Genomic DNA, 15011 nt, shown 5'->3' with positions numbered 1-15011 from the left:
CGGTGGGAAGGTAATACTGTCAGTTGCATCCTTTTAAAATGCAATTTTGTCAGTTTGGATGTCACCCTAAGACAAAACCCACCGCTTGAGGGTGGGTTTTGTATGGCCTATGTGGTGAAGTGCTATTTTTTTTGTGCTGCCTGCATAGGGTTTAGCCTGCCCGTGGCACCACCTCTGGCAGAGCCTTCGGTTTTTTGCTTGTAGAGCTGGAAGCGGCTCGAAGGTGCAGGGATTTCTCCCCAGAAATTATTGCTCTCGTCGATGTCTGCCGTTTCTTTCATGGGGTCCAGTTGTATGGATTTGAGCTGCTTGTCAAAATGGTAGGTAAGCGACACGTTCTTTTCATTCATACGCCAAATCTGCGCTGCTTTTTTGTCCTGTAACTTCGTGCCGTCCTGAAAAGTGAACTCCAAGATAATTGGCATCACCATTCCTCCCTTGTTGGAGAAATCGATCTGATAGCTGTGGAGGTTCTTATATTTTGCAGCCTCAGCTGCGGATAGTTTCTCAAAGGGGTCCACTGTGAAGGTATAGTTCTTTGTAGTATCCACTTTTTCCTCGCCACGGGTATAGCGGTAGTAGAAGTCCCGCGCCTCTTTGTCGGTATCGGTATAAAAACTTAAGGATTTGTCCTCTAGGTTACGCACTTTGGAGATGTCCCGGAAGGGGTGCTCCTGTGGTTTGTCTATGGTGTATTCTATCGTACGCGCCTCAGGCTCTTTGGAAGTATCGGCAGTGGCTGCCGTTACTTTGTCAATGGAGATGTCCACAGGGTCGGTGCCGTAGAACCATCCCCTCCAGAACCAGTCCAAATCCTCACCACTGGCATCCTCCATCGTGCGGAAAAAATCGGCCGGTTCGGGGTGACGGAATGCCCAGCGCTGGGAGTAGGTCTTAAAGGCTTTGTCAAAGAGTTCACGTCCCATGATGGTTTCCCTTAGAATATTCAGGCCTGTGGCTGGCTTGGCGTAGGCATTGGGTCCAAAATGTATAATGTTGTGGGAGTTGGTCATGATAGGCTCAAGCTGCTCTTTTGGAAGCTTCATATAATCCACAATGGTATGCGCCGGTCCTCTGCGCGAAGGGAAGCGGTTGTCCCACAGTTCCTCAGTAAGGTACTCTACAAAGGTATTGAGTCCCTCGTCCATCCATGTCCACTGCCTTTCGTCGGAATTGATGATCATCGGAAAGAAATTGTGTCCTACCTCGTGGATGATCACACCGATCATTCCGTTTTTAGTAGCCTCGGAGTAGGTGCCGTCCTTCTCGGTCCTTCCGAAATTAAAGCAGATCATGGGATATTCCATTCCGTTGGAAGCCTCAATGGACTGCGCTGTAGGGTAGGGATAAGGAACGGTATACTCCGAGTAGGTCTTTATGGTGTGCGCCACCGCGCGGGTGGAATAGCGGCGGTAGAGGTTGTAGGCCTCCTTTGGGTAAAGACTCATGGCCATTACATTATTGCCGTTCTCCTTTATATGCACTTTCATGGCATCCCAGACAAATTTGCGTGAGGAGGTCCAGGCAAAATCACGTACATCACTTGCCTCAAAGACCCAGGTCTTACGAGCTTTGGAGCGGGATTTTTCTGCTTTGGTGGCCTCGGCAAGGGTTACAATTTCCACTGGCTCACTTGCGTTTTGGGCCTGAAGGTAGCGCTGGTACTGCGCAGGACTAAGGACTTCCTTGAAGTTCTTTCCCTCTCCGGTGGAGGCCACAATATGGTCCGCAGGCACATTCATCGAAACTTTATAATTCCCAAAGACAAGGGCAAATTCGCCCCGACCGGTGAACTGATGGTTCTGCCATCCCTGGAAATCACTATAAACGGCCATGCGCGGGAACCACTGGGTGATGGTAAAAAGATCGTTGCCATCCTCGGGAAAATGTTCGTAGCCTCCTCTTCCCCCCATGGTCAAACGGTTGGGAATGTTATAGCTCCAGTCGATTTTTAGAATGTATTTTTCTCCAGGTGCCAGTACCTTGGGTAGGTCTACGCGCATCATGGTTTTATTGACCGTGTACGGCAAGGCTTTTCCCTGTCCGTCGGTTACTTTATGGAGTTTCACTCCGTAACCGTTATCTTGCAGCGGAAGGGCAGTTAAGGTAAGTCTTTCGGTGGTAGTAACGGTAGGTAGGGTGGAGGACTGCTCGTATCCGGCGTTGTTTATGGAAGAGTGCTCGTTTTCGTCGAGTTGTAGCCACAAGTAATCCAACGGATCCGGCGAATTGTTGTAGTAGGTGATGGTCTGCGAGCCCCTAAGGTTTTTCTTCTCCTCATCCAAATAGGCCGAAATGTCATAATCCGCGCGGTTTTGCCAGTACTCTTTACCCGGCGCTCCGGAAGCGGTCCGGTAGGTGTTAGGTGTGGGAAGAATCGTTCCCAGCTGCTCGAATTTATTTCCGTGGTTACTTTGAGGATTGTTCTGGTGGTTCTGGGCAAAGAAAAGACCCGAAAGACCTAAAACAAATGAAAGGACCAGTTTTTTCATAATGCAATAAAAGGGTTATTAGAGTAAGTAATTCTCAAAAATAGAGAAAAATATTTGAATGCTCGGCGCAAATAACGCCTATCAGCCGGGGATTCGCTCTAGGGTCATCTGAAGGGAGAGAAAAAATACTCCCGAGGAGATAAACAGAATCCAGTCCTTACGCGATACTTTAAAAAGCGAGACAGCGATAAAACTAAATATAAGAAGCACCGCCACCACTACGATCTGCCCCAGTTCCAGGCCTATGTTAAAGCCCAGCAGTGGAAGAAAGATGCTTTGCTCCTTGGCCATGCTCATGCGTGCAATGTTGGCAAAACCCATTCCGTGCACCAGCCCAAAAACCATTGCAAGTATGTAATTCATAGTAGCTAAATTCTTAGGACGGCTGCGAAGTAGCATATTGTCCAAAGCGGTAAGTACTATGGTAAGAGGGATTAAGAATTCGATAAGGGTGCTTTCCACCCGAAAAAGGTCCAGTACACTTAATGCGAGTGTAATAGAATGTCCTATAGTGAATGCCGTGACCAGGATAAGAATTTTTTTCAAGTCGTTCCAGTTATAGGCGCAGATAAGAACCAAAACAAAAAGTTGGTGGTCCAGGGCATCCAGGGAGATAATGTGTTCCCACCCCAGTTTCAGGTAGAATAGAAAATCGTTCATGGTTAGGTGTTTTTTTGGCTTACGAAAATAATGATTAATTTCGCTTTTCAAAGTCCCAAATCCCGTTCATGCCTTTAGTACTACTATTCCTGTCTTATTTTTCACTTTTTGGCATCCGCTCGCTTCCCACCGAAGGGGAAAATGCTTTAGTGCATCCCTACCATGTAGGCTCCCTTGAGCTTCGGTATAATACAAAAGAGCGTGCTTTCGAGGTTACCGGAAAATTTTTTCTGGACGATATGGAGCAGGCGCTCTCCAAACGTGCGGGCAAAGCCCTTAGGTTCCATGATTCTAGCAGTCGGGGGCTCATGGAAAAGACCATGGAGCTCTATCTGCGTGAGCATTTTGCAGTGAAGGCTGATGGAAAAAGGATTTCCTTTACGTACTTGGGGTTTGAGGAGGACTCGGAAGCGGTGCTGGTCTATTTGGAATCCGAACCGCTTAAGGCTCCAAAGAAGGTAGAGGTAGCCCTAAGTGTCCTCTATACTATCTTTGAGGATCAGCTTAATATTGTGCATACCGTAGTGGGCAGTACAAGACAAAGCCACCAGCTACGTTACCCGGACCGCTATTTTTACCGCACTTTTTAATTCAAGGTCGCTTCAAGATTTTTTACAAACGCCTCTAACTGGGGAAAGAATTCTTTGTAATAATCTTCCAACGTGGATTCGTTTTCCAGAAATACTTTATATACGTCCGTACCAATGGGTAGGTATTTGGCCCTATGGACCAGATGCTGGAGCGCTTTTTCAATGTTCTCTTTGTAGCGGGAATTATAGAGCCAGTCTCCCTGCTGCATACGTGGTAAGGCAGTGAGAAGCGCTGGAGGAAGAAACTCTTTATGTACCTCTAGCGTTTGATACACCTTACGGGTAAACGCTTTCCAGTTAGCCTCATTCCCCCGCACAGGGTCATTTGCTAAAAAGTAATCCAGTACCACATCGACCATAGCTCCGCTGTATCTTCCTACCAAAGGGGAAAACAAAAGTTTGGCTTTACGGATTTCCAGGTGGGTATCGGTATAGGAATCGATGGCGTGGTGTAGTACGATTCCCTTCTCCACTTCCCTGGGGTAACTGCGGCGGTCCTTATGGCGAGCAAAGTCCACCAGGAGGTTTCCCACTATTTGGCCGGGCGAGAAGGACAGGTACGCGTGGGCCAGGTAGTTCATAGGGCAAAGGTTTAAGTTACGTCTGAGGGGTTAAAAAAGTGCCTGGTGAAAATCCTCCAATTTACCCACCTGCACAATGGTAATCCCATAGGTGTTTTTAGGAATCTTGCTAAGGCTTGAAATAAATATCCTGTCGTAACCCAATTTTTCGGCCTCCGAGATGCGCTGCTCGATTTGGGGTACCGGACGTATCTCCCCACTAAGGCCAATTTCTCCGGCAAAACAGAATTTTTCCGAAATAGAGATATCTTCCGTGCTGGAGAGCACCGAGGCGACCACGGCAAGATCCAGCGCAGGATCGTCTGTTTTAATTCCCCCCGTGATATTTAAAAATACATCCTTGGCACCAAGCTGGAAACCGGCACGTTTTTCAAGCACTGCCAAAAGCATATTAAGTCTTCTGCTGTCAAATCCGGTGCAACTTCTCTGGGGCGTGCCGTAGACGGCGGAGCTGACCAGCGCCTGAATTTCCAGCAGCATGGGACGGTTTCCCTCCAGGCTCACCGCCACGGAGTTTCCTGAAAGTTCCTCGGTTTTCTTTGTAATAAGGATTTGGGAAGGGTTGCGTATCTCTTTAAGGCCCTGGGCAATCATCTCGTAGATGCCAATTTCTGCCGTGGAGCCGAAACGGTTTTTGCTGGCCCTTAGTAGTCGGAACAGGTGGTTTCTATCGCCGTCAAAGTTCAGTACTACATCCACCATGTGCTCAAGGACTTTGGGGCCTGCAATTTGTCCGTCCTTGGTGATATGTCCTACCAGGATGATAGGAGTGGAGGTCTCCTTGGCCAGCTTGATCAGCTCGTTGGAACACTCCCTTATCTGCGATACAGTGCCGGGAGAACTTTCCAGGGCTTCCGAATGCAGGGTCTGAATGGAATCCACGATCATAAGATCGGGTTGCAGCTTTTTTGCCTCATGCACAATTTTCTCCACACTGACTTCCGTAAAAAGATAGCAGTTGGGGTTTTGGACCTCTGAAAGGCGGTCCGCGCGCATTTTGATCTGGGAGGCACTTTCCTCACCCGAAACGTAGAGAATGGTGCGGTTCATCTTAAGGGCAAGCTGCAAGAGAAGGGTGGACTTGCCAATTCCCGGTTCGCCCCCAATTAGAATCACCGATCCCAGAACAATGCCCCCGCCCAGCACCCGGTTCAGCTCCTGGGAGTTGGTCTTGATGCGGGGTTCTTTCTGAATCTCCACATCAATTAGGTTGATTAAATGGTTCTTTTTCCTAGGAGTGGATTTTGCCCCCGAGGGTTTGTCCACAATTTCTTCTGAAAGAGTGTTCCAGGCGCCACAGCTCTTACACTGCCCGTGCCACTGGGAATATACGCTGCCGCAGCTCTGGCAGAAATAAGCGGTCTTGGTTTTGGATGCCATTTTTGAGTGTAGCTTAAAATTCTATAGTGCAATTTACATTTTTTATCTTCCTTCTGGCCAAAAACATAAGATCCGCCCTAAACCATGCATTGCTTAAAGCGGACCTTAAAAATTGAAAAAATATATAATGACGGGAAGGTAGATCTTTCTCTTCCCTGGTATGAAGACCTATATACTAGATTCATAGGGCAGCAAAAAGTTAAATCCTTCCTGTGGAAGTTTTTCAAATTGCCTTCACCCGCTTTGCCGGTGTGGTTTTTTCCTTTAACTTTGCCCAAACCTAAATCCAATGAGTAAGAAAAGTACCAAGTACATCTTCGTGACAGGGGGTGTCACGTCCTCTTTAGGAAAAGGCATTGTCTCAGCATCGCTGGGCCTACTGTTAAAAGAGAGGGGTTTCAATGTCACCATTCAAAAACTCGATCCCTACATTAACATCGATCCCGGTACCCTTAATCCTTACGAACACGGAGAATGCTATGTGACAGAGGACGGTGCGGAAACGGACCTGGATTTAGGACACTACGAGCGCTTTTTAAATGCGCCGACTTCCCAAAACAATAACGTCACCACCGGTAGAATCTACCAAACCGTCATAGAAAAAGAGCGCAAAGGCGACTTCCTGGGAAAGACCGTTCAGGTCATTCCCCACATTACCAATGAGATTAAGCGGAGAATAAAAATCCTCTCCAAGCAGAACTACGATATCATCATCACCGAAATCGGTGGAACGGTTGGGGATATTGAGTCCCTTCCCTATATTGAATCCGTACGTCAGCTAGAGTGGGAACTAGGAGAGAAAAACTCCATGGTAATCCACCTGACGCTACTTCCCTACCTTTCTGCTAGTGGAGAGTTAAAGACCAAGCCTTCGCAGCATTCGGTGCGGCAGCTTATGGAGAGCGGTATCCAGGCCGATGTCCTAGTATGCAGGACCGAGCATAAAATCCCTAAGGAGCAGCGCGCCAAACTGGCGCAGTTCTGTAACGTAGCCTTGGAGAATGTGATTGAATGCAAGGATATGGAGACTATCTACGAGGTGCCTCTTTATCTACAGAAGCAGAACTTTGATCAGGTAGTACTTAAAAGCCTGGACCTTAAAAGCGAGAAAGAAGCAGATTTGAAGGATTGGAAGAAATTTCTTAAACGCCACCAGAATCCGAAGCGTAAAGTGGAGATAGCACTAGTAGGTAAATACGTCTCGCTCCAGGACTCGTACAAGTCAATAGCAGAATCGTTTATTCACGCCGGAGCGGAACTCGATACGGAGGTGAAGATCCGCTGGGTGTACAGCGGGGATTTGGACAAGGATAACGTAAAGGAGACTTTGAAAGGTGTGGACGGAATGCTTATCGCCCCGGGGTTTGGCGACCGCGGTATTGAGGGCAAAATCCTGGCTGCTAAATACGCACGGGAAAACAAGCTTCCAGTCTTAGGTATTTGTTTGGGAATGCAGATTATGACGATAGAATTTGCACGTAGTGTACTAGGTCTGGAGAAAGCCAATTCCATGGAGTTTGATACCTCTACGCCGGATCCGGTCATTTCTTTAATGGCGGATCAAAAAAACGTGGTGGAGAAAGGCGGTACCATGCGACTTGGTGCATGGAAATGTACCCTAAAAGCAGGCACTTTGCTCTACGATATCTACGGACAGAAAAATATTTCCGAAAGACACCGCCACCGCTACGAATTTAATTCTGAATACAAGGAACTATTCGAACAGAATGGACTGCAGCCTTCGGGCACCAATCCCGATACCCATTTAGTGGAAACTCTGGAGCTCAAGGACCATCCTTTCTACGTAGGGGTTCAGTACCATCCGGAATACAAAAGTACCGTGGTGCAGCCGCATCCCCTGTTCCTGGCCCTTATTAAGGCCGCAAGTGGTAGTAAAAATTAATTCAAAACGTAAGGCGCAGTATCCACCAGATACTGCGTTTTTTATGGGCTCGGATAATACAAGCAAGGCCACGTATTTTAATGGCTCTCAAGTAATAAAATTTCAGTAATTTTGTGACCTTTAATTTTCTTATGCCCTGGCAGCAGAGCAAGAGAAAAAAACGTAAAATAACCACTCATGCAACAAAACAACGGTCTAGACAAGAACCAGTTAATTAGTTTTATGCTTTTTTCGGCCTTAATGCTAGGGGCCATGTTTTATTTCCAGAGCAGGGAAGAGGCCAAGGCGCCCGCCCCAGTGGAACAAACGGCCAGCACGCAGGGCGCAGCGCCTACCATGGGGCCTCAAGCTTCTAACAGCGGGGCCTCTCCAGTAAAAGTGGCCAAGCTGGAAAATAACGAACTGCGTTTGGAGTTCTCTTCTTTGGGAGGTCAAATCAGCCGCGTGGAGCTTCCAGGCTATAAAGCGTACAACCAAGCTCAGGACGAGGCTAATCTTCCTTTATACCTTATAGATAATGGCAGTGCAAGCTACGGGTTTGAGTTCAAGGACCGCGCCGGAAGACTTATCCGTACCAAGGATCTTAACTTCCAGCCTACCGTACAAGGCAATACCCTTACCATGACTACCCAAGTACAGGGAGCCACGATTCAATTCATTTATACACTACTAGATAAATACACGGTGGACTTTAAAGTGCGTACCAGCGGCCTTGGACAAGTTTCCAGTTCGAGCGCGGCAGATTTCAAGTGGGATTATAAAGTGCGCGCCGTAGAAAAAGGCCGCTCGCAGGAGCAGACACATTCGGAGTTTTCGTATGCTTTTGACAACTATTCTTCGTACGATTACGATGGAAGGACCGGAATGGACGAGACCGAAGAGACCCTGAACTGGATTGGGGTGAAGCAGCAGTTCTTCTCTTCCATAATAGAAAGTAAGACAGGATTTGTGGGTTCGAAGGGTAACCAGGAAATAGTGGAAGAAGGAGAGTATCTTAAAACTTTAAACTACAGTGGGCAGGTGGCGATGAGCGCCAATGAACTGAACCAGGATTTCAGCTGGTATTTTCTTCCTTTGGATTTAAAGCTGTTAAAATCCTTTGATAAGAATTTTGATGAGATCCTTCCTTTAGGATGGTCTTTTATAGGAACTATGAACCGTTGGTTCTTCATGCCACTGTACAACTGGATTTCTTCTTGGGGTATAACGGCAGGATGGGCTATTTTCCTATTGACCATTATTGTGAAGCTAATTCTTTCTCCTATCATGTTCAAGCAGCATAAGCTCAGTGCTATGATGCGCGTGATACGTCCGGAGATCGACGAGGTAAATGAAAAGTATAAGGATGCTGATGCTATGAAGCGTCAACAGGCAACCATGGAAGTGTACCGGAAGGCTGGGGTAAATCAGATGGCTGGATGTTTACCGGCATTACTACAGATTCCTATTTTCTATGCCTTGTTCCGGTTTTTCCCGAACTTCATTGATTTGCGTGGAGAAAGTTTCTGGTTCGCCAAAGACCTAACGGCCTACGATGATTTGATTAAGCTTCCGTTCCATATTCCTTTTCTTGGGGAACACTTAAGTGTGTTTGCCATCGCCTGTACGGCCGCGATCTTAATCTATACGATGCTAACGGCAGGAAACATCCAACAGCCTACGGCTCCGGGTATGCCGAACATGAAAGTCCTTATGTATATTTTCCCGATAACCTTCCTGTTCTTTTTGAATACTTCGGCTTCGGGTCTCTCTTGGTACTATTTTGTATCCAATGCCATTAACATTGTAATTATCCTGGTAATTAAATATCTGATCTTGGATGAGAAGAAAATCCACGCGCAGATCCAGGCCAATAAAGCCCAGCCTAAGAAAGAAGGAAAATTCCAAAAGCGTATGCGGGAGATGATGGAGCAGGCGCAGAAACAACAGGCCCTTCAGCAGGAGCAGCTTAAAAAGACACAGGGCAAGAAAAAATAATATTTCTCATTGACCAACCTCTGCCGCCGCACTTTCTACCGAAGTTGCGGCGGCCTTTTTTACTGTACTTCTTACAAGAGGTCTTTCTAGGGTTCCGATCAATATAACTCTGGGAGTACTACTGGGCTCTTTGTTAGGTTCTTTTCAACAGAATAGTCCAGTCGGAAGCTTTTTCTGTGATGGATACAGGGGCCGTGCTGGATAAGCGCCTCACGGTGGGAGCGCGTGGCGTAACCTCGGTTGCTTTTCCAGCCATACTGGGGATACTGCTGGTGGAGTCTGTCCATCAAACAGTCGCGATAGTCTTTGGCAAGGATGGAGGCGGCCGCTATGGAGAGGTACTTGGCATCGCCACCCACAATGCACTCGTGTGGAGTAAACGCGTAGGGAGAAAAGCGGTTCCCGTCCACTAGGATTAGTTCCGGCTGGAGTGATAGTTTTTCCAATGCCATATGCATGGCGTGAATGCTGGCGTTTAATATATTATGGGAGTCGATAGTCTCTACGTCCACCTCTGCAATACCGTAACAAAGCGCTTTGGATTTGATTTTTTCTGCAAGGATTCTGCGGTTTTTTTCCGATAATTTCTTAGAATCGTTGATTTCCTTATCATAAAAGCCTTTAGGAAAAACAACCGCTGCGGCCACTACCGGACCGGACAAACAGCCTCTGCCTGCTTCGTCGCAACCCGCTTCAATAAAGGCTTTAGAGAACGTTCGCTTTAATTTCAAGGTATTACTATTTATTTAAACAATTGTTTGTTTCCGTCACAAAAATAAAAAATATTAAGACATTTTTAACGAATTACTTGGTGGGTTTAACAAAGTTTTGCAAATTTGTCTATTGAAAAAATTTAATTTGATATGAAGAAACTAACAACAAGCGTTTTAGCGGTAGTTCTTACTTCCTCATTTGCTTTGGTAAATGCGCAGGTAGACACCACTAGAACCCAAGATATCGAAGGCGTTGTCGTGACGGCCCTCGGTATTAAAAGAGAGAAGAAATCTATTGGATACGCTGCTCAGGAAATCTCTGGAGAGAGCATCTCCGAAGCTGGCCAGAACAATGCCTTAAGCGCGCTTTCCGGTAATGTGGCAGGGGTCCAGGTGACTTCTCCTTCTTCTATGGGTGGATCCACCAGGATCACAATGCGGGGGATTAGCTCTTTAACGGGTGAAAACAGACCGCTTATTATCGTAGACGGTATTCCGCTCGATAACACCAACATCAATGATGTGAACACGCAAAGGGGCGCCGGTGGTAGAGACTACGGGGATCCAGCGTTTGACATCAACCCGGACGATATTGAGTCCGTAACTGTTCTTAAAGGAGGTCCTGCAGCAGCTCTCTATGGGTCTAGAGCGAGCAACGGGGTAATTATTTATACTACCAAGCAGGCTAAGAGAGGCCGTACCAGCGTAGAGCTAAATACGGGAATCTCTTTTGAAAGCATCTACATCATGCCGGATCTCCAGGATTCTTATGGTGGAGGTCTTGCAGACACTTTTGAGACGGTAACGATCAACGGTCGTACCTACAACATCGCAGACTACGGAATGGATGAGTCTTGGGGTCCTAAATACGATCCGAACCTTATGTACCTTCCTTGGAATGCATTCGATCCTGAGTTCGCTTCGGATTATTTGAAAGAAATTCCATGGGTTGCCCCTAAGCACGATGTGGACTCGTTCTTTGATACAGGTATCACCCTTACCAATAATATCTCCGTATCCAAGTCATTTGACAACTCTAATATGAGAGTGTCTTATACCAATACAGATATTTCTGGTATCCTTCCTAACTCCAGCATCAAGAAGCACAACTTCACTATCAATGCCAACTCGCAACTTTCTGATAAGTTGAAAGTGGAAACGGTGATGAATTTTGTACAGACGCATGGTTTTAACCGTCCGGAACAAGGGTACGGGGATAACTCTGTTGCACAGAAATTCTTCCAGTGGGGTCAAAGACAACTAGACTTCTCTAAATTGAAGGACTACAAGCTAGCTAATGGTCAGCAAAGATCTTGGAACAGAACGGCGTGGAATGATCCAACTCCACTTTATTCCGATAACCCGTACTGGACTGTGTATGAAAACATCGCACAGGATAAGAGAAATAGATTCTTCGGAAACGTAGGTCTTACCTACGATCTTACAGACAACTTATACGTAGTAGGTAAAGTGTACGCGGATATCTATTCCCAGGATAACGAAAGTAGAGTAGCGGTAGGATCACAGTCAGTACCTGACTTTACTGTATTTAACAGAAACTTCTCCGAATTTAACTACGAAGGTCGTTTGCACTGGAATCCAAGAATCTCTGACGATTTTACACTAAATACGTTTGCTGGGGTGAACAGAAGAGAGACTAAGTACAAAGACCTTACTGGAACTACCGTAGGTGGACTTATCATCCCTAACTTCTACAACCTAAACAACAGTGTGGAAACGGCTGAGGCAGATAATTTCGAATACTGGAAAAGGGTGAACTCTATGTTTGCATCCGCTTCCTTAGGATTCAGAGATACATTCTTCCTTGAGGCAACTGCAAGAAACGACTGGTTCTCTACCGTATCTGAAGATCAGTTCTATCCGTCCGTAACAGGATCCCTAGTATTCTCCAACCTAATCAATGCTCCATGGTTATCGTTTGGTAAACTTCGTGCAGGTTGGGCGAATGTAGCTTCCGATACAGGACCATACCAATTAAGCAACTACGTAGATCAAGCATCCAACTTTGGTGGAGATCCACGTTACACACTACAAACAAGATTCAACAACCCGAACCTTCGTCCAGAACTTAAGGACACTAAGGAGATCGGTTTAGAGATGAATTTCTTTAAGAACCGTTTCGGATTTGACGTAACGTATTATCATGTGGACATTACCGACGGTATCCTTCCACTTGCAGTAGATCCATCTACTGGTTATGCCAGCCTTATGATCAACGCTGGTCAGATGACCAACAAAGGTATCGAAGCAATGGCGTTCCTAACACCAGTAAAAACTACGGATTTCAGCTGGGATATGAACTGGAACTTTGCTAAGAACGAGAACATGGTAGTGAAGCTTCACGAGGATGCAAAAACACTTCAGCTAACCAACGCACCGTTTAGAGCACGTCTACTTGCAATTGAAGGTCAACCATACGGTCAGATTTACGGTACGGACTTTACGTACGACGCCAACGGTAACAAGATTGTTTCCAACAGTGGAAACGGATACGTTCCTTCTGCGATCACAAACCTTGGTTCTACACTTCCTGACTACAACATGGGTCTTAGAAACTCATTCCGTTACAAGAATGCGAGACTATCTTTCCTATTTGATATGCAGAAAGGAGGTAAGTACTTCTCTACTTCCCATATGTGGGGAATGTATTCCGGTATGATCGAAGAATCTACTCTTAATGGAAACAGAGAGGCAGGTATCGTTCTTCCAGGAGTAAAAGCAGACGGTACGCAGAACACCACAGTAATCTCTGCTCAGAGATACGGTGCAATGCACTATAACACTGTAGATGCGCTTAACGTATTCGATGCTGACTACATCAAATTAAGAGATATTACATTATCCTATGACCTTCCAAAGTCTTTAGTAGGAAATGCAGTTGATGGAATCAGAATTTCTGCGTTCGGTAGAAACCTACTTGCTTGGAACCTAGATTGGAAAGGAATGGATCCTGAAAACACATCATACGGTTCTGGTAACATCCAAGGTCTAGAAGGGGGATCACTTCCTTCCACAAGACAGTATGGAGTTAATGTAAACATTAAATTTTAATTAAGACAATGAAAAATAGAATTTTAAATATCTCAAAATCATTAACTGCGGCGGTTATCATCGGTTTCACAGCCGTAGGATGTACGCAGGATTTTGACGAAATCAACGATAACCCGAACTTGACGCAGACGCCGCTTAGTTACGGTATTTTCAACGCAGCGAACAAGATTGTAACGGATGCAACCAGAAACTCCTTTGAGTCTGGTAGAGTTACACTTCCTTGGGTACAGTATTCGGCTCAGACCAATTATACTGAAGAAGACAGATACCAGTACAGGCTTACTTCTGGTGATGCACTTTGGAGAAACCTCTACACAGCTGCTGCCAACTACAAGAAGATCATTGAAATGAACACCGATCCGGAAACGGCGGGTCCTACAAGTGCGTACGGTCCAAACGCCAACCAGATTGCGGCTTCTAGAGTAATGCTTTCTTATGTGTTCTTGCAACTTGCCGATACCTTTGGTGATGTACCTTACTGGTCGTACGGAACACAGGATCCAGACTTTCAAGCTTTGAGTATCGATGAAAACGTAAAACCGAAATTTGCTCCACAAGCGAAGATTTACGCTGATATCCTTAAAGAACTAGAAGAAGCTGCAGCGCAGGTGGAAACCGGTGAAGTAGTATTCACAGGAGGGGACGTTCTATTCGGCGACGGAGAAAAACTAAGAAGATTTGCGAACTCTCTAAGACTTAGAGTGGCAACAAGAGTAAAAGGAGTTGTTCCAGGAGCTGAGGCGCATATTACGGATGCCATTGCAGACGGTGTAATGCGTTCTAATGCGGACAATGTAGGAGTAACTTACGAGAATAACCTTGTAAATCCTTCCCCAATGTACAACGATTTCAGAACCCGTTCTGACTTTTCAGTATCCAAGACATTCATCAACCTACTTAAGGGTGAGACTGGAAACTTCGATTTGGACCCAAGACTTTTCAGATATGCGGCTCCAATTGGTACGCTGAAGGCAACAATTCTTGACGGAACGTATGAAATTTCTGAAGACCCTGCGGATTACGTTGGACAACCGTACGGTCTTGACCAGTCGTTATCTACTTCTCAAAGTGGTCAAGCTAATTTCTTCAGTAAAGAAGTTTATAAGAGAGATTATACAGAAATTCTTATGGAGTTCTCCGAAGTGCAATTCTTGATCTCTGAAGCCAAAGGATGGAGCCAGGCTGAGTATGTAGCAGGTGTAAAAGCCTCCATGGAAAAATGGAACGTTCCTGCAGAAGACATCACTGCATATCTTTTGACTCTTCCGCTAGCAACCAAAGAAAACGTATTAACTCAAAAGTATATCGCATTATTTATGCAGCCTTACGAAGCATGGGCGGAATACAGAAGAACTGGATATCCAAATACCAGTATCCTCCTTCTTCCAGGTGAAACTGGACAGTTGAACGTGCCGGTTAACGGGTCAAGTACGTACGTATTTACTTCACTTATCGATGGACTTACAGACCTTCCAACAAGACTGTACTATCCAACAATCATTCAGACTCTGAATGTGGATAACTACAATGCAGCTGCTACTGCAATTGGTGGTGATAAGATGAATACGAAACTTATCTGGGATAAAAACTAATTCGTACCAGGTTAAATACCTTAAGACCGCCTTCGGGCGGTCTTTTTATTT

At 45.9% G+C, this 15011-nt stretch carries 10 protein-coding genes; 5 read left to right on the top strand and 5 right to left on the bottom strand.

Annotated features, from left to right (window positions below; all coding sequences use genetic code 11):
• Positions 1 to 122 precede the first annotated feature (122 nt).
• Both IC612_RS05410 and IC612_RS05405 read right to left on the bottom strand, forming a co-directional pair.
• The gene (locus tag IC612_RS05410) at positions 123 to 2492 is read right to left on the bottom strand and encodes a M1 family metallopeptidase (RefSeq protein ID WP_194739160.1); all 2370 of its coding nucleotides are present in this window, start codon (positions 2490 to 2492) and stop codon (positions 123 to 125) included.
• An 81-nt stretch (positions 2493 to 2573) separates the two neighbouring features.
• Positions 2574 to 3152, bottom strand: coding sequence for a HupE/UreJ family protein (locus IC612_RS05405; protein WP_194739159.1), 579 nt, complete (start codon positions 3150 to 3152; stop codon positions 2574 to 2576).
• A 68-nt stretch (positions 3153 to 3220) separates the two neighbouring features.
• On the opposite strand from IC612_RS05405, the gene IC612_RS05400 reads away from it, so the two are divergent.
• A complete protein-coding gene (locus IC612_RS05400) occupies positions 3221 to 3742 on the top strand; it encodes a DUF6702 family protein (protein WP_194739158.1) in 522 nt (173 codons plus the stop codon).
• Here IC612_RS05400 and IC612_RS05395 read toward each other — a convergent pair.
• Together IC612_RS05395 and radA are read right to left on the bottom strand one after the other, a co-directional pair.
• A complete protein-coding gene (locus IC612_RS05395) occupies positions 3739 to 4323 on the bottom strand; it encodes an acyl carrier protein phosphodiesterase (RefSeq protein WP_194739157.1) in 585 nt (194 codons plus the stop codon). The genes IC612_RS05400 and IC612_RS05395 overlap by 4 nt on opposite strands.
• Before the next feature lie 30 nt (positions 4324 to 4353).
• The gene (gene radA, locus IC612_RS05390) at positions 4354 to 5703 is read right to left on the bottom strand and encodes a DNA repair protein RadA (protein ID WP_194739156.1); all 1350 of its coding nucleotides are present in this window, start codon (positions 5701 to 5703) and stop codon (positions 4354 to 4356) included.
• 289 nt (positions 5704 to 5992) lie between these two features.
• Between radA and IC612_RS05385 the strand changes: the two genes are divergently transcribed.
• Positions 5993 to 7606 carry a CTP synthase gene (locus IC612_RS05385; RefSeq protein WP_194739155.1) on the top strand — a complete coding sequence of 538 codons (1614 nt, stop codon included), beginning with the start codon at positions 5993 to 5995 and terminating at the stop codon, positions 7604 to 7606.
• 177 nt (positions 7607 to 7783) lie between these two features.
• Positions 7784 to 9583, top strand: a complete 1800-nt coding sequence (gene yidC / locus IC612_RS05380) for a membrane protein insertase YidC (RefSeq protein ID WP_194739154.1) — start codon at positions 7784 to 7786, stop codon at positions 9581 to 9583.
• Positions 9584 to 9681: 98 nt separating this feature from the next.
• Here the strand turns inward: yidC and IC612_RS05375 are convergent, their stop codons facing one another.
• The gene (locus IC612_RS05375; RefSeq protein ID WP_194739153.1) at positions 9682 to 10314 is read right to left on the bottom strand and encodes a ribonuclease HII; all 633 of its coding nucleotides are present in this window, start codon (positions 10312 to 10314) and stop codon (positions 9682 to 9684) included.
• 132 nt (positions 10315 to 10446) lie between these two features.
• Between IC612_RS05375 and IC612_RS05370 the strand changes: the two genes are divergently transcribed.
• A complete protein-coding gene (locus IC612_RS05370) occupies positions 10447 to 13368 on the top strand; it encodes a SusC/RagA family TonB-linked outer membrane protein (RefSeq protein WP_194739152.1) in 2922 nt (973 codons plus the stop codon).
• An 8-nt stretch (positions 13369 to 13376) separates the two neighbouring features.
• On the top strand, positions 13377 to 14960 hold the full coding sequence (locus tag IC612_RS05365; RefSeq protein ID WP_194739151.1) for a SusD/RagB family nutrient-binding outer membrane lipoprotein: 1584 nt from the start codon (positions 13377 to 13379) through the stop codon (positions 14958 to 14960).
• The last annotated feature ends 51 nt before the right edge of the window (positions 14961 to 15011 follow it).

It is taken from the genome of Planobacterium oryzisoli (assembly GCF_015354315.1).
Classification (GTDB): domain Bacteria; phylum Bacteroidota; class Bacteroidia; order Flavobacteriales; family Weeksellaceae; genus Planobacterium_A; species Planobacterium_A oryzisoli.
The sequence above is the reverse complement of the archived record's forward strand: the minus strand, read 5'-3'. Positions and strand labels throughout refer to the sequence as shown.

Bases quoted from the DNA above. Each gene is read 5' to 3' on its own strand.
- IC612_RS05410 (WP_194739160.1), bottom strand. From the start codon at position 2,492: ATGAAAAAACTGGTCCTTTCATTTGTTTTAGGTCTTTCGGGTCTTTTC.
- IC612_RS05405 (WP_194739159.1), bottom strand. From the start codon at position 3,152: ATGAACGATTTTCTATTCTACCTGAAACTGGGGTGGGAACACATTATC.
- IC612_RS05400 (WP_194739158.1), top strand. From the start codon at position 3,221: ATGCCTTTAGTACTACTATTCCTGTCTTATTTTTCACTTTTTGGCATC.
- IC612_RS05395 (WP_194739157.1), bottom strand. From the start codon at position 4,323: ATGAACTACCTGGCCCACGCGTACCTGTCCTTCTCGCCCGGCCAAATA.
- radA (WP_194739156.1), bottom strand. From the start codon at position 5,703: ATGGCATCCAAAACCAAGACCGCTTATTTCTGCCAGAGCTGCGGCAGC.
- IC612_RS05385 (WP_194739155.1), top strand. From the start codon at position 5,993: ATGAGTAAGAAAAGTACCAAGTACATCTTCGTGACAGGGGGTGTCACG.
- yidC (WP_194739154.1), top strand. From the start codon at position 7,784: ATGCAACAAAACAACGGTCTAGACAAGAACCAGTTAATTAGTTTTATG.
- IC612_RS05370 (WP_194739152.1), top strand. From the start codon at position 10,447: ATGAAGAAACTAACAACAAGCGTTTTAGCGGTAGTTCTTACTTCCTCA.
- IC612_RS05365 (WP_194739151.1), top strand. From the start codon at position 13,377: ATGAAAAATAGAATTTTAAATATCTCAAAATCATTAACTGCGGCGGTT.